Origin of the sequence: Microbacterium paludicola (genome assembly GCF_039529675.1) — a bacterium.
GTDB classification, from domain to species: Bacteria; Actinomycetota; Actinomycetes; order Actinomycetales; family Microbacteriaceae; genus Microbacterium; species Microbacterium paludicola.
In genome coordinates this window covers 20,397-46,092 of record NZ_BAAANG010000022.1, presented here as the reverse complement: position 1 = coordinate 46,092, position 25,696 = coordinate 20,397, and the positions used below count along the sequence as shown (strand labels likewise).

Sequence of the window (25,696 nt, the reverse complement as noted above, 5' to 3'; positions counted from 1 at the left end):
CGTCAGTCGGGGATCAACCGGCGCCCGGTCACCCGCGTCGTCTCCCGCTGGTATCCGAGGGCGTCGTAGTACTCGAGCACCGCGTCGTTGTCGGCGCGCACCATGAGCATCACCTTCGGACAGCCCAGAGCCTCGAGGAGGGCCTCCGCCTCCGCCACGAGCGCGCGTCCGATCCCCTCGCCGCGCCGGTGTCCGGCGGTCGCGAGGTAGTAGAGCCAGCCGCGGTGGCCGTCGTAGCCGGCCATGACGGAGCCGACGACCTCTTGGTGCTCCTCGGCGACGAGCAGGAGGTCGGGCCAGACGGCGCGCGCCCGCGCGATGTCTTTGTGCGGGTCGTTTCACGGTCGGGTCAGGCCCGCGTCCTGCCACAGTGCGATGACCTGCGTCTCGTCGGCGGGCTCGTACCTTCGGATGGAGACGGTCACTGATCGAGTCTGCCAGCCGCTTCGGCTACCGCCGACATCCCGGCCTGCTCAGGCGCGCGCCGCGAGAGCCGCGGGATCCGCCGTGCCGGCTTCGAACCAGGAGACGTCCGCGTAGCGCTTGAACCAGGACACCTGGCGCCGTGCGTAGCGGCGGGTGAGGGCCTGCGTCTCGGCGATCGCCTCGGCTTGGGCCAGCTCGCCCTTCAGCTGCGCCAGTGCCTGCGCGTACCCGATGGCCCGGGAGGCCGTCTTTCCCCGCTCCAGCCCCTGTTCGCGAAGGCGGGCCGTCTCGTCGAGCATCCCCTCGTGCCACATGCGCTCGACGCGGCGGTCAAGGCGCTCGATGAGCGCGGGACGCTCCATCCGCAGGCCGATCACGGTCGCGGGGCGCCACCACACCGGCTCGTCGGGCAGCGCGGCGCCGTGGGTCGCCTGGCCCAGGGCGAGGATCTCGAGGGCACGGACGATCCGCCGGCCGTTCTGCGGATCGACGCGGGCCGCGGTGGCCGGGTCCTCCCGCTCGAGCCGGGCGTACAGCGCGCCGGCGCCGTGGTCCGCGAGCTCGGCTTCCAGCTCGGCGCGCAGCGCTTCGTCGCGGGGCGGGAAGCGGAAGTCGAACAGCACGCTCGACACGTACAGCCCGGATCCGCCGACGAGGATCGCGTGCCGTCCGCGGGCGTGGATGTCCTCGATCGCCGCCCGTGCGTCCTGCTGATAGCGGGCGACGGCCGCGTCCTCGGTCACATCGAGCACGTCGAAGAGGTGGTGAGGGATGCCTCGCCGCTCACCGACGGGGACTTTCGCCGTGCCGATGTCCATGCCGCAGTACAGCTGCATGGCGTCGGCGTTCACGACCTCGGCGGCGGTTCCGCGGGAGGCGAGCGCGTCGGCGAGATCGAGCGACAGGTCGCTCTTGCCCGTGCCGGTGGCGCCGACGATCGCGAACAGCGCGGGCGTCGGCTCGTCTCGTTCGCTCACCGTGGTCGCCGAGGGCGACACATCACACGCCCACGCGGAGCGTCGGCAGGCCGAGCTTCACCGCACCACCGGCCGCGGCACCGGGGGTGGGCACGGCGCAGGACTCGGCCTGGGAGCGATCCCACGCGTCGCCGGCCCGGGTGCGGCGGATGCGCAGGGGCGCGCCATCGGCCGAGTCGGCGAGCAGGTGCGACGGCGCGGCGTGAGTGACCGTGACGGTGACCACGTCGCCGGGGCGCGGGATCGGCGATCCTTCGGGCACCTCGAAGTGGACGAGACGGTTGTCCTCGGCGCGACCGGTCAGGCGGTGGGTCGCGGCGTCCTTCTTGCCCTCGCCGGTGGACACCAGGACCTCGAGCGAGCGACCGAGCTGCTTCTGGTTCTCCTCGAGGGTGATGCGCTGCTGCAGGGCGACCAGCCGCTCGTAGCGCTCCTGGACGACCTCCTTCGGCACCTGGTTCGGCATCGTCGCGGCGGGCGTTCCCTCGCGGATCGAGTACTGGAACGTGAAGGCGCTCGCGAAGCGGGCCTGCTCCACCACGCGCAGCGTGTCCTCGAAGTCCTCGTCGGTCTCGCCGGGGAAGCCGACGATGATGTCGGTGGAGATCGCGGCGTGCGGGATGCGCTCGCGCACCCGATCGAGGATGCCGAGGAACTTCGCGCTGCGGTACGAGCGGCGCATCTCGCGCAGGATCCGGTCGCTGCCCGACTGCAGCGGCATGTGCAGCTGAGGCATGACGGCGGGCGTCTCGGCCATCGCGTCGATGACGTCGTCGGTGAAGGCGGCGGGGTGCGGGCTGGTGAAGCGGATGCGCTCGAGGCCGTCGATCTCGCCTGCGGCGCGCAGCAGCTTGCCGAACGCCTGACGGTCGCCGAACTCGACGCCGTACGAGTTTACGTTCTGTCCGAGCAGTGTGACCTCGATCGCGCCGTCGTCGACGAGAAGGCGCAGCTCGTTCAGGATGTCGCCGGGCCGGCGGTCCTTCTCCTTGCCGCGCAGGCTCGGGACGATGCAGAACGTGCAGGTGTTGTTGCAGCCGACGGAGATCGACACCCAGCCGCTGTAGACGGAGTCGCGCTTTGTCGGAAGCGTCGAGGGGAAGGTCTCGAGCGATTCGAGGATCTCGAGCTCGGCCTCGCCGTTGTGGCGGGCGCGCTCGAGGAGGCTCGGGAGCGAACCCATGTTGTGCGTGCCGAAGACGACGTCGACCCACGGGGCCTTCGTCTGCACGGCCTCCTTGTCCATCTGGGCGAGGCAGCCGCCGACGGCGATCTGCATGCCCTCGTGCTTGTCCTTGCGGGACTTGAGGTGACCGAGCGTGCCGTAGAGCTTGCCGGCGGCGTTGTCGCGCACCGCGCACGTGTTGATGATGACGACGTCGGCGTCGGTGCCTGCCTCGGCGCGGACGTAGCCCGCGCTCTCGAGCGAGCCCGAGAGACGCTCGGAGTCGTGGACGTTCATCTGGCAGCCGAAGGTGCGCACCTCGTACGAGCGCGGGCGGCCGTCGGCGGTGAACGCGGCGGGCGACGGCTCGATGAGGGTGGGGGCGCTGGAAGGCGTAGTCATGGCGTGCTCATTCTACGTTTCGGTTCCCGTGGGGGTCCCTGAGCGGCGGATCGCCGCCGAATCAGTCGAAGCGGACGCCCGAGCGCGGCCGCCGGGCCTCGTCGAGAGCCGCACGGGCGGCCGACATGGCGAGCCCGCCGCCGTAGCCGCGCCGGGCGAGTTGGCCGCTGAGGCGGCGCAGGGCCGTCTGGTCGTCGTAGCGCAGCAGGGACGTCGCCTTGCCGCGCGCGTACTCGAGCGCGCGCTCGAAGTCGTCGTCCGGGAGCTCGGCGAGGGCGCGCTCGATCGCATCCCGATCGATGCCGCGCGCCGACAGCGCCTGGGCGATCGCACGACGGCCCTGGTTCTTGCGCTCCACGCCCGCGTAGACGAGCTGATCCGCGAGCGCGTCGTCGTCGAGGGCGCCGAGGCGCACGAGGCGATCGACGATCTCGTCGATCACCGCAGCGTCGAGCTCGCTCTCCCGGAGCTGGGCGCGCGCCTCGGAAACGGACAGCGAGCGTCGGCGCAGCGCCTTGACCAGACGGGCCTCGGCCTGCTCCCGCAGTTCGTCGGCATCGGTCTCGTCGCCGTCGTCCTCGGGAAGCTCGACGAAGCGCGGACCGCCCGGCGACGGCGTCACCTGCAGAGGCTTCACCGCGGTGGGGCGACGATCATCCGGTCGCGATCCGAGATCGCGCCAGGTGGTGTGCCAGTCCTGCACCTCGGCGTCGTCCTCGGCCGGCGCGGCGTCGGAGCGCTCTGAGGCGCCCTGCGTCGCCGCGCCGCCGAAGAGCGGGATGACGGGGGCGAGGCGCTCGTCCTCGCCCCCGTCAGTCGACATCGCTCACCCCGGTCATCGAGCTCTGGCGCGCCATCACGCGGTGCGGCGCGCCGTGACGGCCTCGGCCGGGGCCTCCGCCGCGGGCGTCGGACGCTGGCCGATGCCGAGCTTCTCCTTGATCTTGTTCTCGATGTCGAGAGCGATGTCGGCGTTGGTGATGAGGAAGTTGCGGGCGTTCTCCTTGCCCTGACCGAGCTGGTCGCCGTCGTACGTGTACCAGGAGCCGGACTTCTTCACGATGCCGTGGTCGACACCGAAGTCGATCAGGCTGCCCTCGCGCGAGATGCCCGTGCCGTACAGGATGTCGAACTCGGCCTGCTTGAAGGGCGGGGCCATCTTGTTCTTGACGACCTTGACGCGGGTGCGGTTGCCGACCGCCTCGGCGCCGTCCTTCAGCGTCTCGATGCGACGGATGTCGAGGCGGACCGACGCGTAGAACTTCAGCGCCTTGCCACCGGCGGTGGTCTCAGGAGAGCCAAAGAACACACCGATCTTCTCGCGCAGCTGGTTGATGAAGATCGCGCTGGTCTTGGTCTGGTTCAGACCACCGGTGATCTTTCGCAGCGCCTGCGACATGAGGCGGGCCTGGAGACCGACGTGCGAGTCACCCATCTCGCCCTCGATCTCGGCGCGGGGAACGAGCGCCGCCACGGAGTCGATGACGACGAGGTCGATCGCGCCCGAGCGGATCAGCATGTCGGCGATCTCGAGGGCCTGCTCACCGGTGTCGGGCTGCGACACGAGAAGCTGGTCGATGTCGACGCCGAGCTTCTTCGCGTACTCGGGGTCGAGGGCGTGCTCGGCATCGACGAATGCCGCGATGCCGCCGGCACGCTGCACGTTGGCGATCGCGTGGAGCGTCAGAGTCGTCTTACCCGACGACTCAGGGCCGTAGATCTCGATGATGCGCCCGCGGGGCAGGCCGCCGACGCCGAGGGCGACGTCCAGCGCGATCGAACCGGTGGGGATGACCTCGACGGGCGCGCGCTCGTCGCTGCCCAGTCGCATGACCGAGCCCTTGCCGAACTGCTTGTCGATCTGGGCGAGGGCCGCGTCGAGGGCCTTCTCGCGATCGGCTGCTGATGCCATGACCTGCTCCTTCTCACTCGTGTATCCGTCGCCTGTAGGCTGTCGCGGCCATGGCGGAAGTGCCGGGGTCTGCGACAAGGCGCGTGGCTGATGTGCCACCTGTCACGCTAGGGAGGGCCACCGACATCGGATGCGGCGACTCCCCTGACGGGAGCAGATGAGCGGCATTCGCCACCTGTGGACGACACTACGCCGAGATCGAACGCATCTTCGATGACACGCCGGTGCGACGCGAGCGGGATTCGAAGCGAGTCAGCGACGTGGCTCGAGGCGTCCGACGCCGTAGCGCCGGCCAGGGGGCACGTCGGTCTCGGCGCACAGCTCGAGCCAGATCTCGCGCGGCGGCACACCGGTGTCGAGCGCATCCTGCGGAGTCAGCCCGATGCCGGGCAGCACGAGATCGCTCATCAGCGTCACCGCGCGCGCGCCGAACTCGTCGTCGACCGCGCGAAGGAACTCGCTCCGTCTCAACGCAGCGACAGCTCGGGGCCGACCTCGGCGACGAGGTCGTCGGGCACGACGTCGGGGAAGGGCTGGACGCCCTCCAGGACGGCGATGCGGTCGCCCACCTCTCGCATGATCGACGAGATCGGCACATCGAGGGCTTCCGCCACCGATGCCAGGATCTCGCTCGACGCCTCCTTCTGGCCGCGCTCCACCTCGCTGAGGTAACCGAGCGCGACGCTCGCCCTGCTGGCGACTTGACGGAGGGTCTGGCCCTTCTGCTGACGCATGTCGCGCAGAACATCGCCGATCTCTTGACGAACCAGGATCATTGCGGCCCCCTCCTCACTGCGTTCCCAACGGGTGCACCAGAGTACAACACCGATGGAGTCAATTTAATCCCGCTCGGATATGCGCAGGGTGAGAATCGGCCATGTTTCCTCGCATCGAAACACTTCTCGTCCCGGATCACTCCCGGATCACTCAGAAATCGCGTCCAGCGCGGCCCTGAGCGCGGCCTCGCACGCTGCTTCCCGGATCCGGGCGCGGTCGCCATCGAACAGGAACGACGCCACGCTCGACCGGTCCGGGGTCGCGATGCCGACGTGCACGGTTCCGACGGGCTGGCCGTCCGGAGACTCGGGCCCGGCGATGCCGGTTGTCGCGATGCCCACGTCGGCGGATCGGCCGGCCACCGACAGCGCGCGGCGCACCCCCTCGGCCATCTGCCGCGCCACCTCGGGATGCACCGGGCCGTGCTGTCCGAGCAGCGCGGCGTCCACGCCGAGCACCGACTGTTTGATCGCGGTGTCGTAGGCGACAACTCCCCCGCGCAGGCTCGCGGATGCCCCCGGGACGCCCACGAGCGACGACACCACGAGACCGCCGGTGAGCGACTCGGCCACCGCCACGGACCACCCGCGCAGACGCAGCCGCGCCAGAAGCCCGGCGGCGGTCGACGGCTCGGTCACCGCGCCCGACGAGCGCCGCGCAGCTGTGCCGCGACGTAGTCGATGCCGCTGGCGACAGTCAGCAGCACGACTGCCCACATCAGCACGAGCGTCACGAGCGTGAACGCCTGCTCGCCGATCAGCAGCCAGAACGGCAGAAGCGCCCACGACAGGGTGACGCCCTGCACGACGGTCTTGACCTTGCCCATCCAGGCCGCGGCGACGACGTGCTCGTTCGCGATCATCAGGCGGTGGATCGTGATCCCCCACTCGCGGATCAGGATGATCACGACCATCCACCACTGCGCCTCGCCGAGGATCGCGAGACCGACGAACCCCGCTCCCGTGAGCAGCTTGTCGGCGATCGGGTCCCACAGCTTGCCGAAGTCGCTGACGATGTCGTAGCGGCGCGCGAGGTAGCCGTCCACCCAGTCGGTGGAGATGCCCACGACGAAGATGATCGCGGCGGCCCAGCGCAGGGCGAGATCCGCCGACCCGAGCATGCCGCCGAGCAGCAGCAGGATGAAGAACACGATCGCGAGCGGGATGCGGGCGATCGTGATCGCGTTCGGCAGCTGCCGGGGAATCGCCATGGTGTCAGTCCCGCCCGGTCAGCTGCCAGGCGTCTTCGTCGCCCTCGTCGTCCTCGACCGGGCGCCCACGGAACTGCGCCTCGATCGGGTCGTCGCCGTAGCGATCGTCATCCCCGCCAGCGGCCTCGGCCGGGGCTGCGGTCGCGCGTGCCGGCGGCTCCTCCCCCTTGATGCGGGCGAGGACCTCGGGCAGCTGCTCGGGCGTGACGAGCACGTCGCGCGCCTTGGATCCCTCGGAGGGGCCGACGATCTCGCGCGATTCGAGGAGGTCCATGAGCCGGCCGGCCTTGGCGAAGCCGACGCGCAGCTTGCGCTGCAGCATAGACGTGGAGCCGAACTGACTGGTCACGACGAGCTCGGCGGCCGCGAGGAGCACCTCGAGGTCGTCGCCGATGTCCTCGTCGATCTCCTTCTTCTTGGCCTCGATCGCCTCGGCGACATCCGAGCGGTACTCGGGCCGAGCCTGGCCGGTGACGTGCTTGACGACCCGGTCGATCTCCTCCTCGGTGACCCACGCGCCCTGGACGCGCAGCGCCTTGGACGAGCCCATGGGCGAGAAGAGCGCGTCGCCCTGGCCGATCAGCTTGTCGGCGCCGCCCTCGTCGAGGATGACGCGGCTGTCGGTGACACTCGTCACCGCGAAGGCGAGACGCGACGGGACGTTCGCCTTGATCAGGCCGGTGACGACGTTGACCGACGGGCGCTGCGTCGCGAGCACGAGATGGATGCCCGCCGCTCGCGCGAGCTGGGTGATCCGGACGATCGAGTCCTCGACGTCGCGCGGCGCCACCATCATGAGGTCGGCGAGCTCGTCGACCACAACGAGCAGGTACGGGTACGGCTTGAGCACGCGCTCGCTGCCGGCGGGAAGCTCGACCTCGCCCTTCGCCAGGGCGGCGTTGAAGTCGTCGACGTGACGGAAGCCGAACGACGCGAGGTCGTCGTACCGCATGTCCATCTCCTTCACGACCCACTGCAGCGCCTCGGCCGCCTTCTTGGGGTTCGTGATGATGGGCGTGATCAGGTGCGGGACGCCCGCGTAGTTCGTGAGCTCCACGCGCTTCGGGTCGACGAGCACCATCCGGACCTCGCTCGGCTTCGCGCGCATCAGGATGCTCGTGATCATCGAGTTGATGAAGCTCGACTTACCCGATCCGGTGGAGCCCGCGACCAGAAGGTGGGGCATCTTCGCGAGGTTCGCCACGACGAAGCCGCCGCCGACGTCCTTGCCGACGCCGACCGTCAGCGGATGCGCCGACTTCTGTGCCGCCGTCGAACGCAGCACGTCGCCGAGCGCAACCGTCTCGCGATCGGTGTTCGGGATCTCGATGCCGATCGCGCTCTTGCCCGGGATGGGCGCGAGGATCCGGACGTCGTTGGACGCCACGGCGTAGGAGATGTTGCTCTGCAGCTGCGTGATGCGCTCGACGCGCACGCCCGGGGCGAGCTCGATCTCGTACTGCGTGACCGTCGGACCGCGCGAGAAGCCGGTGACCTTCGCGTCGACCTTGAACTCCTCGAGCACGCGCGTGAGCTGCGCGACCACGCGGTCGTTCGCCTCGCTGCGCGCCACCGAGGGAGGGCCCGCGGAGAGCGAGGCAGGCGAGGGAAGCACGTACGGGGCCACCGGAGGCTGCGGACCCCGGGCACCGGGACCGTCGGTACCGAAGCCCAGCATGCCGGGGAGCTCGCCGGTGTCCGAGTCGTCGCCGTCGCCGACGAGGCCCGTGGAGCCGCGCTCGGCGAGCGCGCCCGTGACGCCGCTGATGGAGCTCAGCACCTGTGTTGCCGAGTCGCGCGGATCCTCATCCGGCTCTGCGACGACGATCGCCTTGTCGTAGCCGCCGTCCGACTGCTCCGACAGCAGCTCGGTCAGGTCCTGGGGCGAGTCGACGACATCCGGGTCCTCTTCGCGGCCCGACTTGTTGCGCCGCCACCACGGCACGTGCTCGTCGTCGGCGGACGGGTCGAGCACCTCGGTCGGCGCGGTCTCGTTCTTCGCCGCCTCGTCGGGACGCTCGGCCCCGAACATCCAGGCGTACAGCTCGCCGAGGCGACGCCCGATGCGGTTCGGCGGCGTCTTGGTGATGATCAGGACGCTGAGCGCCGCGACGAGCGAGAGCAGCACGTACGCGCCGATCTCGCTCAGCAGCATCGCGGTGGGCTCGCCCACCATCCAGCCGAACAGACCGCCCGCCTCGCTGAGGGCCTGCGGGCCGACGGACGGCTGGGGGCGCCCGCCCGCGATATGGCAGAAGCCGGCGACCGTGATCGCCAGGAGGCCGAACCCGATGCCGATGCGGCCGTTGTCGTGCACCGACGAGGGATGGCGGAACAGCCAGCCGGCGAGCAGCAGGAGCGCCACCGGGAAGACGAACGCCGTCCGGCCGATGAGGAAGCCGAACGTGTAGGCGCTGATGTTGGTGGCGACCTCGTTGCCGATGAAGAACCACTCGGTGACCGCGCCGGCGATCGCGAGCATCACCAGCAGCAGCGGGAAGCCGTCGCGCCGGTCGTCCTTCTCGAGCGCCTCGGGACCGAAGGCCCGGAAGATGCCGCCGACCGCGTGGCCGAGACCGTTCCACGCGCGCACGGCGAGCGGCGGCCGGTCAGTCGCCTCGAAGTACGGCTTGGCGGCCGGCTCCGGCTTCTTGCGCGCGCGCGAGCCGCTGGCGGCCTCGGGCTTCGAGGCCGCCCGACTCTTGCTCGCGGCCTGGTTCTTGGACGCGGCGGGCGTGCGTGGCATGCCTCCACGGTACGTCGGACCACCGACATCCCGCGGGAGCGACGCCGGAACTGCCGCGGATCGGGGCCCTGAAGGCCGGCGCGCCACATCCGTCAGGCCGGGGCCGGCACTGCCCACCTGCGAGCAAAGCGAGCGTGTCGCGGAGCGGCCAACCGGCGTGCCCGGATGGAGCGTCAGCGACGTTGATACTGATAACGCCCCGCTCGGGTCTGACCCTGCCAGCGACTGACGCGATGTCTACCGGCTGATCCGTCGGCCCGGGCGGGGTGTCCTCCATGTGGCCGGCCAGGCGGACATGACCTCATAGGAGCCTGGTCTAGAGGCCCCGCCAACGTCTTGTCTGCCCGCCTGACCGGTTCGCTACCCGATCAAGGAAGCAGAACCATCATGACAACTCCTGCCCGTGAAGTCGTCGCGGGTGTCGACACGCACGCCGACACGCACCACGCCGCCGTCATCGACGCCGTCGGCCGCCGCCTCGGCGATGCCCAGTTCCCCACGACCACAGCGGGCTATGCCGCGCTGGCAGCGTTCCTGATCTCGTTCGGGATCGTGGTGCGCGTCGGCGTCGAAGGCACCGGCTCCTACGGTGCCGGCTTGTCTCGTCACCTGCGCAGCCTGGGCATGCTCGTCGCGGAGGTGATCCGCCCGAACCGGCAGCTCCGCCGCCTGCAGGGCAAGACCGACCCGATCGACGCCTACGCCGCCGCCCAAACCGCGCTGGCGGAAATGGACCTGCCAACCCCGAAGACCGCCGACGGCACGGTCGAAGCGATCCGGCAGCTGCTGGTCGCCCGCCGCAGCGCCGTCAAAGCCCGCACCGCGGCGATAGCTCAGATCAAGGCACTGCTGGTCACCGCTCCCGAGCAGACCCGGGCGTAGTTCCGCGGCCTGAGCGACGACAAGCTCATCGACACCCTCGCACGGTCCCGGCCCTCCAGCTCCGAGGCCATCGCGTCCGCTGCCGGGCACGCGCTACGCTCCCTCGCCCGCCGCCATCAGCACCTGGGCGAGGAGATCACCGACCTCGAGGCGCTGATGGCGCCCCTGGTGAAAGCCGAGAATCCGGCACTGGTCGCCGCGTTCGGCATCCACACCGTCACCGCCGCCCAGCTGCTGGTCACCGCCGGAGACAACCCCGACCGGCTACACAGCGAAGCCAGCTTCGCCGCACTCTGCGGCACCAGCCCCATCCCCGCCTCCAGCGGCAAGACCACCCGCCACCGCCTCAACCGCGGCGGCGACCGGCAAGCCAACACCGCCCTGCACCGCATCGCTCTGACTCGGATGAGCCACGACCGCAGGACCCGCGACTACATCGCCGGCCTGATCGCACGCGGCAAGGGCAAGAAGGAAGCCATGCGTTGCCTCAAACGCGCCATCGCCCGCGAGGTGTTCACTCACCTCACCAACCCCGCCGAAGTCCCCACCATCGACGACCTCCGCCCCCTACGCCAGGCACGAGGCCTCACCGTCGCAGCCGCCGCCGCGCACTTCGGCGTCTGGCCCGACAAGATCTCCACAATCGAACGCGGCGCCCGCCGCGACGACGACTTCGCCAACGCCTACCGGCAATGGCTCAACGCCGCTTGACAGGACATAGGAGCATCAGCCAATCGAGCGCGAGTGCCGGCGCCCCGCGAGCGGAGCGAGCCGCCGTCGCGGAGCGACGGCCTCAGAAGAACTGCGCCGCAGCGAAAGTCAGGCCTCGATGACGAGGGGCACGATCATCGGCCGGCGACGCAGCGACTGGTTGACCCAGCGGCCGATCGTGCGGCGCACCGTCTGCGACAGGGCGTGCGTGTCGCGCACACCTGACGCCGCTGCCTCCTCGAGCGCCTTGGCGATCTTGGGCTTGACGGCCTCGAACACCGAGTCGTCCTCGGCGATCCCTCGCGCGTGGATCTCGGGCCCGGTGATGATGCGGCCCGTCGCCGCGTCGACCACGACGATGACCGACACGAAGCCCTCCTCGCCCAGCGTGCGGCGATCCTTGAGGTCGGCGTCGGTGATCTCGCCGACGGTCGATCCGTCGACGTAGACGAAGCCGAGGTCGAGCTGCCCGACGACGCGCGCGATCCCGTCCTTCAGGTCGATGACCGAGCCGTTCTCGCCGAGGATGGTGCGCTCCTCGGCGACACCCGTGTCCTGCGCGAGCTTGGCGTTGGCCATCAGGTGGCGGTACTCGCCGTGCACCGGCAGCACGTTCTTCGGCTTCAGGATGTTGTAGCAGTAGAGCAGCTCGCCCGCCGCGGCGTGACCCGAGACGTGCACCTTCGCGTTCGACTTGTGCACGACGTTGGCGCCGAGCTTCGTGAGCCCGTCGATCACTCGGTAGATGGCGTTCTCGTTGCCCGGGATCTGGCTCGACGCGAGGATCACCGTGTCGCCCGCGCCAGGCTCGATCGCGTGGTCGAGGTTCGCCATCCGGCTGAGCACGGCCATCGGCTCACCCTGCGAGCCCGTCGACATGTAGACGATCTGGTCGTCCGGGATGTCCTTGGCCTTCTTGTAGTCGACGAGGACGTTGTCCGGGACCTTGAGGTAGCCGAGGTCGGCCGCGATCGTCATGTTGCGCACCATGCTGCGCCCGAGCAGCGCCACGCGGCGGCCGTTGGCCGCGGCGGCGTCGAGCACCTGCTGCACGCGGTGGACGTGGCTCGAGAAGCTCGCCACGATCACGCGTCCCGGCGTCTTGGAGATGACCTGGTCGATGACCGGGCCGATCGCACGCTCGGTCGGCGTGAAGCCGGGGACGTCGGCGTTCGTCGAGTCGGGAAGGAACAGGTCCACGCCCTCCTCGCCGAGGCGGGCGAAGGCGCGCAGGTCGGTGATGCGGCCGTCGAGCGGCAGCTGGTCCATCTTGAAGTCACCGGTGTGCAGCACGAGGCCCGCGGGGGTGCGGATCGCGATGGCGAGCGCATCCGGGATCGAGTGGTTGACCGCGACGAACTCGAGCACGAACGGCTCGATGTCCCACTCCTCCTCTTCCTTCACGACCGTGAGCACGGGCTTGATCCGGTGCTCCTTGAGCTTCGCCTCGACGAGCGCTAGGGTCAGCGCCGATCCGATCAGGGGGATGTCCTGGCGCAGCTTCAGGAGGTACGGCACGGCGCCGATGTGGTCCTCGTGGCCGTGCGTGAGCACGACGCCGACGATGTCGTCGAGGCGGTGCTTGATCGGCTCGAAGTCGGGCAGGATCAGGTCGACGCCCGGCTGGTGCTCCTCGGGGAAGAGCACGCCGCAGTCGACGATCAGGATCTTGCCGTCGAACTCGTACGTCGTCATGTTGCGACCGACCTCGCCGAGGCCGCCGAGCGGCGTGACGCGCAGGGCGCCCTTCTCGAGCGCGGGAGCATCGTAGACCGGAGTGGACATGGTCCGCCTTTCGCGGACGCCGCCGAGCGGCATCCGGGGTTCGCACCGGATGCCGCGCGCGGCATCCGGTCTCGTGTGTTGTGTTGTGTGTGCGGCGTTCTCGGCCGCGGGGAGATCTGTGTGCGGCGCGTGGCGCCGGGGTCAGCGGGTCGTGCCGGCGATCTTGGGCAGCGCTCCGCCGGCGGCCGCGTTGCGGTCGGGACGGAAGTTGGAGAAGTCGACGCCCGCGACATCCTTCACGAGGGCCAGCTCGTCCTCGATGATCGCGGCCTCCCACTCCTCCGGGCCCACCAGCGGCAGACGCACGCGGGGGCTGGAGATGCGGCCGAGGCCGTGCAGGATGTACTTCGCCGACACGGTGCCGGGAACGTGCGTCATGACGGCGCGGACGAGCGGCTCGAGCTTCTTGTGCTGCTCGGTGGCCGTCGCGAGGTCGCCGCGGTTCACCGCGTCGACGATCGTGCGGTACGGCGTCGCGGCGATGTTCGCCGTCACGCCGATGAGGCCCGAGGCGCCGATCGCCAGGTGCGGAAGCACGTTCGCGTCGTCGCCCGAGAAGTAGAGCAGGTCGGTCTGGTTCAGCACCCGGCTGACCTCGCTGAAGTCGCCCTTGGCGTCCTTGATGGCCAGGATGTTCGGGTGCTTGGCGAGACGCAGGATGGTCTCGTACTTGATCGGCACGCCGGTGCGGCCGGGGATGTCGTACAGGATGACCGGCAGGTCGGTCGAGTCGGCGACAAGGCGGAAGTGCGTGAGGATGCCCGCCTGGGTCGGCTTGTTGTAGTACGGCGTGACGATCATGATGCCGTCGGCGCCGGCCTTCTCGCTCTTGCGGTAGAGCTCGATCGCGTGGGCGGTCTCGTTGGATCCGCCGCCGGTGATGATCTTGGCGCGGCCCGCGGCCACGTCCTTGCCGGCCTCGACGAGGCGCAGCTTCTCGGGATCGGTCAGGGTCGACGTCTCGCCGGTGGTGCCGGTGACGACGATGCCGTCGGCGCCGGAGGTGATGACGTCGTCGATGTGCTTCTCGACGGCGGGCCAGTCGACCTCGCCGTCGGCCGTCATCGGAGTGACGAGCGCGACGAGCACCTGTCCGAAGGGGTTGCCCGAGTGCGTCATGCTCCCAGGCTATCGCCCTGCGACTGTGCGTCACCGCCCGGCTGCGGGTGGCGGTGCGGTGCCGCCATTCGTCGGAGGTGCCGCGCTCAGGGGATGTGGTGCGGATGTGTGCGTGTCGACCGCATCGGGCCCCTTCAGCCCCGGCGCCCCTGGGCGCGGGCCGGGGAGAGCTCCGCCAGGATGGCGGCCTCTACGATCGGCCACTCGTAGCGGACGAGCGCGTAGTCGAAGCGGAGCCTGCCGAATCCGCGCGCAGCGGCGAGCGCGTCACGGCGGAGGTCCTTGTGGCGCTCGCTCGGGCCATCGTGGTTCTCCTTGCCATCGATCTCCACGATGAGCCAGCCGTCGAGGACGAAGTCGACCCGGCCGACGCCATCGATCCTCACCTGGCATTCGACGCGGATCCCGCGACGCGCGAGACGGAGGCGGACGATGGACTCGAGTCCGCTCTCGGCATCCGGGCGTGCGAAGTCCACGAGCCAGCGGTGACGTGCTGAGAGTCGCTGCCTCACGCGCCGCCTGTCGGCCGCGGTCAGCTTGCCCTGCTGCCACGCCGACTCGTACGCGGCGAGAAATGCCTCCTGACCAAGACAGTCCGCAGCCTGGACGAGCGCATCGACAAGGGAGACGACTCCGAACGCGGCACCGGAATCGTCCCAGTGGGAGACGCAATCGCACGCCGTGTGCGCATGGCGGCTGCCGTGTTCCCCCAACCAGACGTGGGTCTTCTGCTCGTCGTCGAGCACCCAGACGCCGTGGTGCCTGAGAGCGGACGCACACGCGAGGGCGCCGCCGTGCTCAGCCGCCCGTACCACCTCGCTGTCGGCCGACCTCTTCCGGTACAGACCACGCCTGATCCGGATCAGGCCGTTCGCGGAGCACGCCGCCACGATGTCGCGTTTCGTCATCCCGGCGGCGTACAGATCCGCTGTCCGCCAGACACCTGCCTCGATCACCTTCATGCCGCCAGCGTTCGGCCCGTCGGCTGCCGCCGGCCGACGTAGAGCGGAAAGTGGAGCAAGGTTCCGTGAGACCTCGGCTGTGGACGAGAGGCCGGGGTCGTGGGAGTCCCGCATTCAGGGGATGCGGGACGCGTGTGCACGCGCCCGGCACGCGAGCCGCGTTGCGCACCACCTCCCCTGAGCGCGGGACCGCCCCGCGTCACTTCGCGCCGCGCCTCCGACGCGGGATGTGCCGGACTCAGGGGTTGCGGGGCAGATCGACACGTGGCGACATCATCGGTCGCCGCCTGTCGCACATCCCCTGAGCACCGGACAGAACTCCGCGGCCTGCGCGGCGGCGCACCGACGACTGGGCGGGCGCACCGACGACTGAGCGCAACCGCGCGACGCGCGGGGGCTCAGGCGCGGCGGAGGACCTCGAAGCGGTAGCGGGTGCCGGTGCGGCTTGTGTGCCACTCCCCCGGCGCGGGGTCGGCGCGCACGAGGCGCCACGAGCCGTCGATCTCTGGGGCGAACGCGTCGCCCGCGACGTCGAGGTCGATGCGGGTGACCCACAGCTCGTCGAGGCGAGGCATCGCCTGGCGGTAGATCTCGGCGCCGCCGATCACCCACACCTCGTCGTCGAGCTCCGCCGCACGGTTCAGCGCGGCATCGAGCGTGTGCGCCACCTCGGCACCGGGCGCCTCGAACGACGCGTCGCGTGTGACGACGATGTTCGGGCGGTCGGGCAGCGGGCGGAACCGCTCGGGGAACGACTGCCAGGTGCGGCGCCCCATCACCACGGGCGAACCGGTCGTCGCGCGCTTGAAGAACGCCATGTCCTCGGGCAGGTCCCAGGGCATTCCCCCCTCTGCGCCGATCGCACCCGAGGCCGCCTGCGCCCAGATCGCGCGGAGCGGCATCAGACCGCGACGGCCGCGCGGATCGGCGGGTGGTGCTGGTAGTCGTGAACCGCGAAGTCCTCGAACTCGTAGTCGAAGATCGAGGCGGGCTTCCGCGTGATCTCGAGCGTGGGGTACGGGAAGGGGTCGCGCGAGAGCTGCTCGGCGACCTGCTCGCGGTGGTTGTCGTAGATGTGCACGTCACCGCCGGTCCAGACGAACTCGCCCGGCTCGAGGCCCGCCTGCTGCGCCATCATCAGCGTGAGGAGCGCATACGAGGCGATGTTGAACGGCACGCCGAGGAACATGTCGGCGCTGCGCTGGTAGAGCTGGCACGACAGCTTGCCGTCGGCCACGTAGAACTGGAAGAACGCGTGGCACGGCGGCAGCGCCATGTTCGGGATCTCGGCGGGATTCCACGCCGAGACGATGATCCGTCGCGAGTCGGGGTTCGTCTTCAGCAGGTCGACCGCCTGCTGGATCTGGTCGATCTGCTCGCCGCTCGGCGTCGGCCACGAGCGCCACTGCACGCCGTAGACGGGCCCGAGGTCGCCGTCCTCATCGGCCCACTCGTCCCAGATGGTGACACCGCGCTCCTGCAGCCAGCGGACGTTGGAGTCGCCGCGCAGGAACCACAGCAGCTCGAGCGCCACCGACTTGAAGTGCACGCGCTTCGTGGTGATGAGCGGGAAGCCCTGCGACAGGTCGTAGCGCAGCTGCCGGCCGAAGACGCTCGTTGTGCCGGTCCCCGTCCGGTCATCCTTGTGCGTGCCGTGGGCGAGCACATCGCGCAGCAGGTCTTCGTAGGGGGTCGGGATCGCCTGGGTCACGCCCCCAGGGTAAGCCCGGTCACGGACATCCGGATCGTCGGCGCGCGACATCCGGATCCGTCGCGACCGCTGCCGGCCAGCCCGTGGGGAGTTCTGCCCCCGTTCACCAGATGGTCGCGCGTGCGTGGGTCGCACCCGCCAGCGTCGGGCGCGTGACGACCTTCCCCTCGCAGCGCCGCCGGCACCCCTCGCCCGCCGCGCTCATCGCCCTGTCCGCCGCGACATCGCTCGTCGCGGCTCTCGTCCCCTCCGCCGCCTCCGCGGCGGTCACCGCGTCCGGCCACTCCGGCGGATCGAAGCCCGTGCACACGCTCGTGCCCACGCTCGATGCCCGCGCGACCCTGTCGGCGGACTTCCTGGCGGAGGGCCCGGCCTCCGGCGCGCAGATGACGCCCGCCAACGGCCGCACGGGTCCCTTCGACGGCCAGGTCATCCCCGGCTTCTCGGCGATGCTCGACAACGGCGACGGCACGTTCTGGGCCCAGCCTGACAACGGCTTCGGCAGCAAGGGCAACTCGGCCGACTTCCTCCTGCGCAACTACCTGGTCCAGCCCGACTGGCAGACCGCGGAGGGCGGCTCCGGCGAGATCGAGGTGCTCTCCCACATCTCGTACAACGACCGCAACGACGTGCTCGACTTCCCGATCGTCAACGAGGACACCGACGAGCGCCTGCTCACGGGCGCCGACTTCGACATCGAGTCGGTCGTCCGCGCCAAGGACGGCACGTTCTGGGTGGGCGAGGAGTTCGGCCCGTTCCTGCTCCACTTCGACGAGGACGGCACGCTGCTCGAGAAGCCGTATCCGCTCACCGGCGCCCAGTCGCCCCAGAACCCGTACCTCGGCGGCGCGCAGCCGACCGTGGCCGCCAGCCGCGGCTTCGAGGCGATGGCCGGATCGCGCGACGGGCGCTTCCTGTACCCCGTGCTCGAGGGCGCCTACCTTGCCGACACCGACCAGCGCCGCCGGGTCATCAACGAGTTCGACACCCGCAAGGGCGCGTACACGGGGCGGACCTGGTCGTACCAGACCGACCTCGCCGCGAACGTGATCGGCGACGCCTTCACGACCCGCGACGGCGACCTGCTGCTGATCGAGCGCGACGACTTCGAGGGAGACCAGTCGGTCATCAAGCGCGTCTACGAGGTCAGCCTCGGCAAGCGCACCGACGCGGAGGGATTCCTCGAGAAGAGCCTCGTGCTCGATGCGCTGCGCATCGACAACCCGCACGGCATCGACGCGGGCGAGGGATACGGCCTCGGCGAGACCTACTCGCTGCCGGTGCAGTCGTTCGAGACGGTGCTGCAGCTGCGCGATGGGCGCCTGCTGATCGGCAACGACAACAACTTCCCCGGCAACGACGCGCGCAACACGGGAACGCCGGATGACACGGAGTTCGCGATCGTCGACCTGCAGCGCACGAAGACGACGGCGGATGCGCTCACCGTCGTGGCCCACCGCGGCGCGAGCGGCTACCGCCCCGAGCACACGCTCGCGGCGTACGAGACCGCGATCACGCAGTGCGCCGAGTACATCGAGCCGGATGTCGTCTCGACGAAGGACGGCGTTCTCGTCGCTCGCCACGAGAACGAGATCGGCGGCACGACCGACGTCGCCGCGCACCCCGAGTTCGCCGACCGCCGCACGACCAAGATGATCGACGGCGTGCAGGTGACCGGCTGGTTCACCGAGGACTTCACCCTCGCCGAGCTGCGCACTCTCCGCGCCGAGGAGCGCCTGCCCCAGGTGCGCCCGCAGAGCGCCGCGTTCGACGGCCTGTATGGCATCCCGACCCTCGACGAGGTCATGGATCTCGCTCGCCACTCGCAGACGTGCGACGGCCGCCCGGTCGGCGTGTATCCCGAGACGAAGCACCCCACGTACTTCGACGGGATCGGCCTCTCGCTCGAGGAGCCGCTGGTCGCCGAGCTGGGCCGCAACGGCCTCGACCGCCGCGACGCTCCGGTGATCCTGCAGAGCTTCGAGACCGGCAACCTGCGCGACCTGAACGAGATGACGGACGTGCCGCTCGGGCAGCTCGTCAACAGCTCGGGCGCGCCGTACGACCTGGTCGCGGCGGGCGATGACCGCACGTACGCCGACCTCGTCACGGCGGAGGGCCTCGCCGAGATCGCCGGTTACGCCGACGGCCTGGGGGCCGAGAAGAGCGTGATCATCCCGCGCAACGCCGACGGCACGCTCGCCGAGCCGAGTGACGTGGTGGACGACGCGCATCGCGCGGGCCTGATCGTCCACGCCTGGACGTTCCGTGTCGAGAACCAGTTCCTCGCGGCCGACTTCCGCTCGAGCACCGACCCGAACGCACCCGGCGACCTCGCCGGCGAGATCCGGGCCTTCCTCGAGACCGGCATCGACGGGTTCTTCAGCGACAACCCCGACATCGGCGCCGCCACGGCCGCCGAGCCCATCGCCGCCCAGTAGCCGGCGACAGGATCGGCCCGTCCCCACCCGGGGACGGGCCGATCCGCGTGTTACGGGCGGTGTCGCCGGCGGCCCGTGTCGCCTTCCGGGCGGGCTATCGTGCAGGCGTGGATCCCGTCACCGCCTTCGTCGTGCTGGGCGCCATCGTGCTCGTCGCGGTGGCGATCGGCATCGTGCTGCGCCGGCGGGACGGGCGCGTGCGCGCGACGCCGGCCGCCGAGGCCGCGACACCGGCCTCGCTCGACCTTCCCGAGAGCGCGTTCGGCGCGCACGCGACGCTCGTGCAGTTCAGCACCGAGTACTGCACGCGCTGCCCCGCCACCCGCCGCGTGCTGGGCGGCATCGCACGGGAGCGGGACGGCGTCGCCCACGTCGACGTCGACCTGACCCGCCGGCCCGACCTGACGCGCCGCTTCGGCGTGCTGCAGACCCCCACCACGCTGATCGTCGATGCGAGCGGCGCCGTGCGCGCCCGCATCGGCGGCGCGCCCCGCCCGCACGACGTGGCCCGAGAGCTCGATCGCCTCCTGGAGGACGCACATGCCTGACTCCCCCGCCGGAATCGACCCGCGCGGCCCGCGCTTCGCCGCCGGCATCACCACCGTGCTGCTCGTGGTCGCGACCTACCTGGCGCTCACGGGCGTCTCGCCCCGCCTGGGGCAGGAGACCGCGAGCTTCGGCTGGTTCGCGTATCAGCCGCTCGCCGACGCGGTCTTCGTCCCCGGCGCCTCGCCGTTCGCGCAGCGGATCGCGGATGCCGGCTTCGTGGCGGTGGCGATCGCGGCCGCACTGTTCCTGTGGGGCGTGCTGTCGCCCCGCACCGCGCCGTGGGGCGTCGTGTTCCGCCGGCTCGTGCGCCCCCGCCTCGCGCCGCCGACCGAGCTCGAGGATCCGCGCCCGCCGCGCTTCGCGCAGGGTGTCGGGCTGTTCGTGACGGTGGTGGGCCTGATCCTGCACGCGGCCGGGGTGCCCTGGGCGCTCGTCGTCGCCGCCGCGGCCGCACTGATCGCGGCGTTCCTGAATGCGACATTCGGCCTGTGCCTCGGCTGCCAGCTGTACCTGCTGCTGCAGCGGGCAGGCATCCTGGGGCGCTCGCGCACCGCCTGACACGCGGACGCGGCCCCGGCGCGCTGGACGCGCCGGGGCCGCTTCGTCTGTCGCCGGGTCAGGGGCGCCCCCTGAAGCGCCGGTGACCGGGCCGCGCGGCACCGCGGCGACGCAGAATCGGGGCACATCGTGACGCCGCCGAGCCACCGGGTTAGGCTGGCGACCACACCGCTCACCCCCCGATTCGGAGGACCTCATGACCGTCACCAGCGAAGCCACCACCGCCTGGACCGGAAGCCTCGCCGAGGGATCCGGAGCCGTCTCCTTCGCGTCCGGGATCGGATCGTTCCCGGTGAACTGGAAGGCCCGCTCGGAGGGCTCCGACTCGACCACGACGCCCGAGGAGCTCATCGCCGCCGCGCACGCCTCGTGCTTCAGCATGGCGCTGTCGCACGCGCTGAGCGAGAACGGCACCCCGCCCGAGAAGCTCGACACGACCGCCTCGGTCACCTTCAAGCCGGGCACCGGCATCACGGGCAGCCACCTGAATGTGAGCGCCACGGTCCCGGGCCTCGACGCGCAGAAGTTCCAGGAGATCGCCGAGGGTGCGAAGGCCGGCTGCCCGGTCTCCCAGGCGCTCGCGGGCATCGAGATCACGCTCGAGGCCTCGCTGGCGTGATGCACCGCCCCTCGCGACGCGGTTGAGGGAGGCGACCCTGTGCACATCGTCATCGGGGGCGCGTCCGGTCTGATCGGACGCGCCCTCGTCACCGCCCTGCGCGATCGAGGCGACCGCGTGACCCGCCTCGTGCGCCACGCGCCCTCGGCGCCCGATGAGGTGCGCTGGCTGAACGGCACTCCCCTGGATCCGGACGTCGTCGCCGGCGCGGACGCCGTCGTCGGATTGAACGGCGCCAGCATCGGGCGCCTGCCGTGGACACGCGGCTACCGCAGCCGCCTGCTGTGGTCGCGGATCACCCCGACGCGCACGCTCGCGCGGGCGATCGAGACCCTGCCGGCAGCCGAGCGACCCCTGTTCGCGTCGGCCAGTGCGGTGGGCTTCTACGGCTCGGGACGCGGCCAGACCCTCACCGAGGATTCGCGCCCCGGCAGCTCATTCCTCGCCTCGCTGTGCGTCGAGTGGGAGCACGCGGCCCGCATCGCGGGCGAGCGCGTGGCTCTGCTGCGCACGGCGCCCATCCTGCATCCGGACGCGGTGCTGAAGCCGTTGATCGCCCTCACCCGCGCGGGCATCGCGGGGCCGCTCGGATCCGGCACGCAGGCCTGGCCGTGGATCTCGCTCGAGGACGAGGTCGCCGCGATCCTGCACGTGCTCGACCGCGGGCTGACGGGTCCTGTCAACCTCACCGGACCGACCCGCGCGACCGCGAACGACATCGGGTTCGCGCTTGCGCGGCGTCTGAACCGGCCTTACGTGCTGCGCGCGCCGGCGCGTGCCCTGCGGCTCGTGCTCGGTGAGACGTTCGCGAACGACATGCTCCTCACCGACGCGCACGTGGTGCCCGAGGCGCTCGCGTCATCCGGCTTCGCGTTCCGCCACCGGACGGCCGAGGACGCGATCGCCGCCGCGATCCCCCGCTGAGTCGAGCGGCCCGCCGCGCGCCTCAGCGGCTCGCTCGCTCGCGCCGGATCGCCTCCCGAGCGGCCTGACGCGCGCGTGCGCGGTCGCCGGCGGCGTCGTAGACGAGGCTGAGGCGGAACCAGGCCCGCCAGTCGTCCGGTCGCTCCTCGACCTCCGCCCGGTAGCGGGGGAAGAGGGCCTCGGCGTCGGCGCGCGTGGGGCGGCCGCTCGGCGTCGTCGCCACGACGTCGTCGGGGAGGCCTCCCTCGTCCTCGAGCCGGCGGGCGACCTGCTCTGCCCGGATGCCGAACCACAGCTCGCGCCCCAGCGCCCAGGCGGCGATGAGGGGCAGCACGATCAGCGCGATCCCCATGGCGATGCCGACGGGCTCGCCGGTCTGCACGAGCTGCACCGCCCGCCACCCGACCACGCCGATGTACAGCGCGAGGAGCGCGGCCATCACGGCCGCGCCGATGCGGGCGCTCACGCGCTCGTCGCCCGCGCGACCTGCCCCGGGACCGACTCGTCCGCGACCGTGCGGGGCTCCGCCGCCTTGGGTGCGCCGATCCCGATGTCGATGAAGTTCTCCAGGCCGATGACGACGCCGCGCACGCCGATCGCGTGCTCGAGCGCGATACGGATGCCGGGGGCGTACGCCGCGGCAGGATCGATCGTGTCGTGGACGATCGTGAGGGCCTCGCCCGGGCCGGACAGGATGGTCTCCTGCCGCGCGATCACGCCGGGGCGCCGCAGCGAGTGGACGGGAACGCTCGCCACCTGCTGCCCGCGAGCACGCTGATCCACGTGCGGCGCATCCACCGGCGTGCGGCGGGCTGCGGCGATGAGCTCGGCCGTCCGCACCGCGGTACCGCTGGGCGAATCGACCTTCGTGTCGCGGTGGGCCTCGACGATCTCGGCCGAGGGGAAGAACCGCGCGGAGGCCGCGGCGATCGCGCTGCCGATCACCGACCCCAGGGAGAAGTTCGGGACGAACACCGCGCCGGTGCCGGCGGCGTCCACGAGCGGGCGCACAAGCGCGATGCGCTCGGCCGACCATCCGCTCGTGCCGACGAGGACGTTGAGCCCGCGCTCGATCGCGGCGCGCACGACGTCGATGCTCACGGCGGGAACGGAGGCGTCCACCACGAGGTCGGCCCCCTCGAGCTCGGCGAGATCGCTGCGCGAGCCGAGCACGGCCGAGACCTCGAAGCCGTCCAGGCCGTCGATCACCTCGTGGATGATGCCGCCTAGCTTGCCGGTGCCGCCGACGAGGGCGATCCGTGTCGTCATGGTCCCATCCTAGGTTCGGCACCCCGGTTCCCCGGGCGGCTTGACTTCGCGCGCCGCTTCCCCGAAGTGCGCGCGCGAGGTGCCGGGTTCTCCGGCGGGCGCAAGGTGCCGGGTTCTTCGGAGATGTCGTGTTCTCCGGAGAGGATCCGCGATCTCGACCCGGAGAAGCCGGTTTCTCCGGAGAACTGGCGCGGGCACCGCGGCCGTGGCGCCGTCATAGGCTCGAACGGTGATCACGTTCCGCGCCGCATCCCCCGCCGACCCCGACGCCCACGAGCTGATCGTCGAGTACTTCGCCGAGCGCGCCGCAGGCTTCCCCGGCGACTACAAGCCCACCCTTCCGGGCCCCGACGCGTTCCGCGCGCCCGACGGCATCCTGCTGCTCATCGAGCACGACGAGCGCGGCCTCATCGGCTGCGGCGCCATCCGGCGCATCGCCGACGGCCCGCTCGGGGCGCGCTTCGAGGTCAAGCACGTCTACACCCGCCCCGCGGCCCGCGGCCTCGGCGCCGGACGCCTGCTCATGCAGGAGCTCGAGCGCCATGCCCGCGAGTGGGGCGGCCGCGAACTCGTGCTCGACACCCACCACACGCTCGAGGCCGCGGCGGCCCTCTACGCCCGCACCGGGTTCGCGCAGATCGAGCCCTACAACGACAACCCGAACGCGAGCCGCTGGTATGGGAAGCCCCTCGCCTGACGGTTCGCCGCTGGATCCTGCACATGCCCTCGAAGGGCCCTTAGGGTGAGGGCATGAAGCCGAAGACGCGAGGCAGCTTGATCGCGTACGGCGGATTGCTCGCGATCCTCGGAAGCGTCGCTGCTGTCGTCTATTTCTTCCAACCGTGGCGGACCTGCTCATACGAAGACACATCTGTCGGCTGCGCGATGCTCCCTGCCGACGCCACCGGCATGGTCATCGCCTTCTGCATTGCTGCGATCGGCGGCCTGGTCTTCATCATCGGGATCACCGCGAGGGCGTCAGTCGAACCGTCCGTACGCTGAACGACGACAACCCGAACGCGAGCCGCTGGTACGGGAAGCCGCTCGCCTGATCCGCCGCCCGGGATCCGGGCCGCCGGGTTCTCAGGAGATGCCGCGTTCTCCGGACCGCCGGGGCCCATCCGCTCCGGAGAAGCCGGGATCTCCGGTGAATCCGGCGCGCGCGGGCCGCTTGAGCCGCAGCAGCGCCGCACACAGCAGGGCGGCGGACGGCAGGGTCGCGAGCCCGAGCCCCGGCTGGACGACCGTCGCGATCCCGACACCGGCGGCCGCGGATGCGGTGAGCCAGAAAGCCACCCGGCGACGGAATGCCAGGGCGACGACGGCGATGGCGAGCGCGATCGTCGCCGTGAGCGCCGCCGGGCCGACCCAGATCATCCAGAAGTCGATGCGGGGGACGCCCGACGGGAAGGAGACGAGCTCGTCCGAGCCGTACCTCGTCCACGCGAGCGTCCAGACGACGGGCAGGACGGCGAGCACCGTGAACCCCCCACGCGCGACCAGCTCACGACGCGCGATCAACGCGACGACCAGTCCCACGATCAGGCTCAGGCCTGTCATCGCCAGCAGGATCACCCCGGGGATGATGTAGGAGATGCCGTCGGCGCAGGTCCACGCGCCTTCGCCCTCGCTGCCAGGCGGATAGGTGTTGCAGTTGATGCGCAGCTGCTCGCGCAGCAGCCCGACCGTCGGCACGCTGAACAGCAGCGCGGCGAATCCACCGGCGACGATCACGAGCGCTCCGGCCACGTCCGACTCCTCGCGCCGCGCCATATCAGCCTCCCGAGAACCGACCGGGATCAGACCGGGATCTGGTCGGGCAGGCCCGTGCGCAGCTCCATCGGCAGGTGCGCGAGGTCGTTGTGGGTGAGGAGCGTCCAGGGGCGGCCCTGACGCTGCGCGATGACGGTGAGGCCGCAGTTCGCCTGGTTGAGCGTCATCCAGCGCCACTCCGGGGCGCCGAGCACCTCGCGCACGAACCACGAGATCACGAAGTTATGGGTGATGAGCAGTTCGTGCACGTCGCCGGCCTTGCGGACGAGGAACTCTCCCACCGCGTCGGCCATCTGCGCCTTGCCCGCCTCGATCTGCGCCTCGGTGACGCCGCCGAAGAACGGCTCGAACGCGGCAGGCGTCTCGTCGGTCATCCCGGTCGGGACGCAGTCGAACAGCAGGGCGTGCGGCTCGGGCGTGACGGCCGGCAGCCGCTCGGCGATGATGCGCGCCGTGTCGTCGGCGCGCACGAGCGGCGAGTGCCACATGTTCGCGAGCGGGATGCCCGAGAGGCGGTCGGCGATGAGCTCGGCCTGGCGCCGACCCCGAGGGGACAGCGGGCCGTCCTCCATGCCGTGCTCGGCGTCCATCTGCTCGCCGTGACGGACGAGATAGATGTAGTGCGCCACTGACCCACCCCCGTCGTTCACCGCGTCGCGTTCACTCGTCACGGACTCTGCGTGCGGCATCGAAGCGCCCGCGGTCCTCCCCCACACTACGTGACGGGACCGACACCGTCCCGGCGGATCCCTCAGCGAGCCGCGATCGAGGCGATCCG

26 protein-coding genes and 2 pseudogenes are annotated in these 25,696 nt (G+C 70.8%); 9 read left to right on the top strand and 19 right to left on the bottom strand.

From position 1 onward, the window contains the following. Positions 1-2: 2 nt before the first annotated feature. The 10 genes and pseudogenes from ABD161_RS11305 to ABD161_RS11260 all read right to left on the bottom strand — a co-directional run. A pseudogene (locus tag ABD161_RS11305) lies at positions 3-326 on the bottom strand (GNAT family acetyltransferase); the annotation flags it as partial. A gap of 147 nt (positions 327-473) precedes the next feature. Next, positions 474-1,403 carry a tRNA (adenosine(37)-N6)-dimethylallyltransferase MiaA gene (gene miaA, locus ABD161_RS11300; RefSeq protein ID WP_344002784.1) on the bottom strand — a complete coding sequence of 310 codons (930 nt, stop codon included), beginning with the start codon at positions 1,401-1,403 and terminating at the stop codon, positions 474-476. Positions 1,404-1,425: 22 nt separating this feature from the next. After that, entirely contained in the window at positions 1,426-2,970 is a 1,545-nt protein-coding gene (gene miaB / locus ABD161_RS11295) for a tRNA (N6-isopentenyl adenosine(37)-C2)-methylthiotransferase MiaB (RefSeq protein WP_344002781.1), read from the bottom strand. 61 nt (positions 2,971-3,031) lie between these two features. Continuing rightward, the gene (locus tag ABD161_RS11290) at positions 3,032-3,793 is read right to left on the bottom strand and encodes a regulatory protein RecX (RefSeq protein WP_344002778.1); all 762 of its coding nucleotides are present in this window, start codon (positions 3,791-3,793) and stop codon (positions 3,032-3,034) included. A 33-nt stretch (positions 3,794-3,826) separates the two neighbouring features. Continuing rightward, positions 3,827-4,882, bottom strand: coding sequence for a recombinase RecA (gene recA, locus ABD161_RS11285; RefSeq protein ID WP_135114732.1), 1,056 nt, complete (start codon positions 4,880-4,882; stop codon positions 3,827-3,829). A 252-nt stretch (positions 4,883-5,134) separates the two neighbouring features. Beyond that, positions 5,135-5,353 carry a DUF3046 domain-containing protein gene (locus ABD161_RS11280; RefSeq protein ID WP_135114733.1) on the bottom strand — a complete coding sequence of 73 codons (219 nt, stop codon included), beginning with the start codon at positions 5,351-5,353 and terminating at the stop codon, positions 5,135-5,137. After that, complete coding sequence (locus tag ABD161_RS11275; protein ID WP_135114734.1) at positions 5,350-5,658, bottom strand: helix-turn-helix domain-containing protein; 309 nt, start codon at positions 5,656-5,658, stop codon at positions 5,350-5,352. Before ABD161_RS11275 ends, ABD161_RS11280 begins: the two co-directional genes overlap by 4 nt. A 147-nt stretch (positions 5,659-5,805) precedes the next feature. Then, positions 5,806-6,297, bottom strand: coding sequence for a CinA family protein (locus tag ABD161_RS11270; protein WP_194210324.1), 492 nt, complete (start codon positions 6,295-6,297; stop codon positions 5,806-5,808). After that, positions 6,294-6,869, bottom strand: a complete 576-nt coding sequence (pgsA, locus tag ABD161_RS11265; protein ID WP_135114736.1) for a CDP-diacylglycerol--glycerol-3-phosphate 3-phosphatidyltransferase — start codon at positions 6,867-6,869, stop codon at positions 6,294-6,296. Before pgsA ends, ABD161_RS11270 begins: the two co-directional genes overlap by 4 nt. A 4-nt stretch (positions 6,870-6,873) precedes the next feature. After that, positions 6,874-9,615 (bottom strand): FtsK/SpoIIIE family DNA translocase, encoded by a 2,742-nt coding sequence (locus tag ABD161_RS11260; protein WP_135114737.1) that lies wholly within the window; start codon positions 9,613-9,615, stop codon positions 6,874-6,876. A gap of 387 nt (positions 9,616-10,002) precedes the next feature. On the opposite strand from ABD161_RS11260, the pseudogene ABD161_RS11255 reads away from it, so the two are divergent. Together ABD161_RS11255 and ABD161_RS11250 are read left to right on the top strand one after the other, a co-directional pair. Then, a pseudogene (locus ABD161_RS11255) lies at positions 10,003-11,025 on the top strand (IS110 family RNA-guided transposase); the annotation flags it as partial. Next, positions 11,008-11,208 carry a helix-turn-helix domain-containing protein gene (locus ABD161_RS11250; protein ID WP_344002883.1) on the top strand — a complete coding sequence of 67 codons (201 nt, stop codon included), beginning with the start codon at positions 11,008-11,010 and terminating at the stop codon, positions 11,206-11,208. The pseudogene ABD161_RS11255 and the gene ABD161_RS11250, both read left to right, overlap by 18 nt. Positions 11,209-11,316: 108 nt before the next feature. On the opposite strand, the gene ABD161_RS11245 is transcribed toward ABD161_RS11250, so the two are convergent. The 5 genes from ABD161_RS11245 to ABD161_RS11225 form a co-directional block, all read right to left on the bottom strand. Beyond that, entirely contained in the window at positions 11,317-12,993 is a 1,677-nt protein-coding gene (locus ABD161_RS11245; protein ID WP_344002763.1) for a ribonuclease J, read from the bottom strand. Between the two features lie 141 nt (positions 12,994-13,134). Continuing rightward, a complete protein-coding gene (gene dapA, locus ABD161_RS11240; protein WP_344002760.1) occupies positions 13,135-14,112 on the bottom strand; it encodes a 4-hydroxy-tetrahydrodipicolinate synthase in 978 nt (325 codons plus the stop codon). Positions 14,113-14,246: 134 nt separating this feature from the next. Next, positions 14,247-15,074 (bottom strand): endonuclease domain-containing protein, encoded by an 828-nt coding sequence (locus ABD161_RS11235; RefSeq protein ID WP_167760711.1) that lies wholly within the window; start codon positions 15,072-15,074, stop codon positions 14,247-14,249. A gap of 398 nt (positions 15,075-15,472) precedes the next feature. After that, a complete protein-coding gene (locus ABD161_RS11230) occupies positions 15,473-15,976 on the bottom strand; it encodes a dihydrofolate reductase (RefSeq protein ID WP_344002752.1) in 504 nt (167 codons plus the stop codon). Then, positions 15,976-16,836: a thymidylate synthase gene (locus ABD161_RS11225; RefSeq protein ID WP_344002749.1), complete on the bottom strand. Its 861-nt coding sequence runs from the start codon at positions 16,834-16,836 to the stop codon at positions 15,976-15,978. Before ABD161_RS11225 ends, ABD161_RS11230 begins: the two co-directional genes overlap by 1 nt. A 101-nt stretch (positions 16,837-16,937) precedes the next feature. Here ABD161_RS11225 and ABD161_RS11220 point away from each other — a divergent pair, with 101 nt between their 5' ends. The 5 genes from ABD161_RS11220 to ABD161_RS11200 all read left to right on the top strand — a co-directional run bounded on the left by ABD161_RS11220 (position 16,938) and on the right by ABD161_RS11200 (position 21,876). Beyond that, complete coding sequence (locus ABD161_RS11220; protein ID WP_344002747.1) at positions 16,938-19,226, top strand: esterase-like activity of phytase family protein; 2,289 nt, start codon at positions 16,938-16,940, stop codon at positions 19,224-19,226. Positions 19,227-19,333: 107 nt separating this feature from the next. Then, positions 19,334-19,774, top strand: a complete 441-nt coding sequence (locus ABD161_RS11215) for a TlpA family protein disulfide reductase (protein WP_344002744.1) — start codon at positions 19,334-19,336, stop codon at positions 19,772-19,774. Further along, a complete protein-coding gene (locus tag ABD161_RS11210; RefSeq protein ID WP_135113782.1) occupies positions 19,767-20,333 on the top strand; it encodes a DUF4395 domain-containing protein in 567 nt (188 codons plus the stop codon). Before ABD161_RS11215 ends, ABD161_RS11210 begins: the two co-directional genes overlap by 8 nt. A 196-nt stretch (positions 20,334-20,529) precedes the next feature. Continuing rightward, entirely contained in the window at positions 20,530-20,952 is a 423-nt protein-coding gene (locus ABD161_RS11205) for an OsmC family peroxiredoxin (protein ID WP_344002739.1), read from the top strand. A 39-nt stretch (positions 20,953-20,991) separates the two neighbouring features. After that, positions 20,992-21,876 (top strand): TIGR01777 family oxidoreductase, encoded by an 885-nt coding sequence (locus ABD161_RS11200; protein WP_344002736.1) that lies wholly within the window; start codon positions 20,992-20,994, stop codon positions 21,874-21,876. 22 nt (positions 21,877-21,898) lie between these two features. Here ABD161_RS11200 and ABD161_RS11195 read toward each other — a convergent pair whose 3' ends face one another. Both ABD161_RS11195 and dapB read right to left on the bottom strand, forming a co-directional pair. Further along, positions 21,899-22,342, bottom strand: a complete 444-nt coding sequence (locus ABD161_RS11195; protein ID WP_135113785.1) for a hypothetical protein — start codon at positions 22,340-22,342, stop codon at positions 21,899-21,901. Next, complete coding sequence (dapB, locus tag ABD161_RS11190; protein WP_344002731.1) at positions 22,339-23,145, bottom strand: 4-hydroxy-tetrahydrodipicolinate reductase; 807 nt, start codon at positions 23,143-23,145, stop codon at positions 22,339-22,341. The genes ABD161_RS11195 and dapB overlap by 4 nt, the downstream gene beginning before the upstream one ends. A 229-nt stretch (positions 23,146-23,374) precedes the next feature. On the opposite strand from dapB, the gene ABD161_RS11185 reads away from it, so the two are divergent. Continuing rightward, positions 23,375-23,842 carry a GNAT family N-acetyltransferase gene (locus ABD161_RS11185; protein WP_344002728.1) on the top strand — a complete coding sequence of 156 codons (468 nt, stop codon included), beginning with the start codon at positions 23,375-23,377 and terminating at the stop codon, positions 23,840-23,842. 53 nt (positions 23,843-23,895) lie between these two features. Continuing rightward, entirely contained in the window at positions 23,896-24,147 is a 252-nt protein-coding gene (locus tag ABD161_RS11180) for a hypothetical protein (protein ID WP_344002725.1), read from the top strand. 81 nt (positions 24,148-24,228) lie between these two features. On the opposite strand, the gene ABD161_RS11175 is transcribed toward ABD161_RS11180, so the two are convergent. Beyond that, entirely contained in the window at positions 24,229-24,894 is a 666-nt protein-coding gene (locus ABD161_RS11175; protein WP_344002722.1) for a hypothetical protein, read from the bottom strand. 50 nt (positions 24,895-24,944) lie between these two features. Next, positions 24,945-25,547: a histidine phosphatase family protein gene (locus tag ABD161_RS11170; RefSeq protein ID WP_344002880.1), complete on the bottom strand. Its 603-nt coding sequence runs from the start codon at positions 25,545-25,547 to the stop codon at positions 24,945-24,947. Positions 25,548-25,696: the final 149 nt, after the last annotated feature.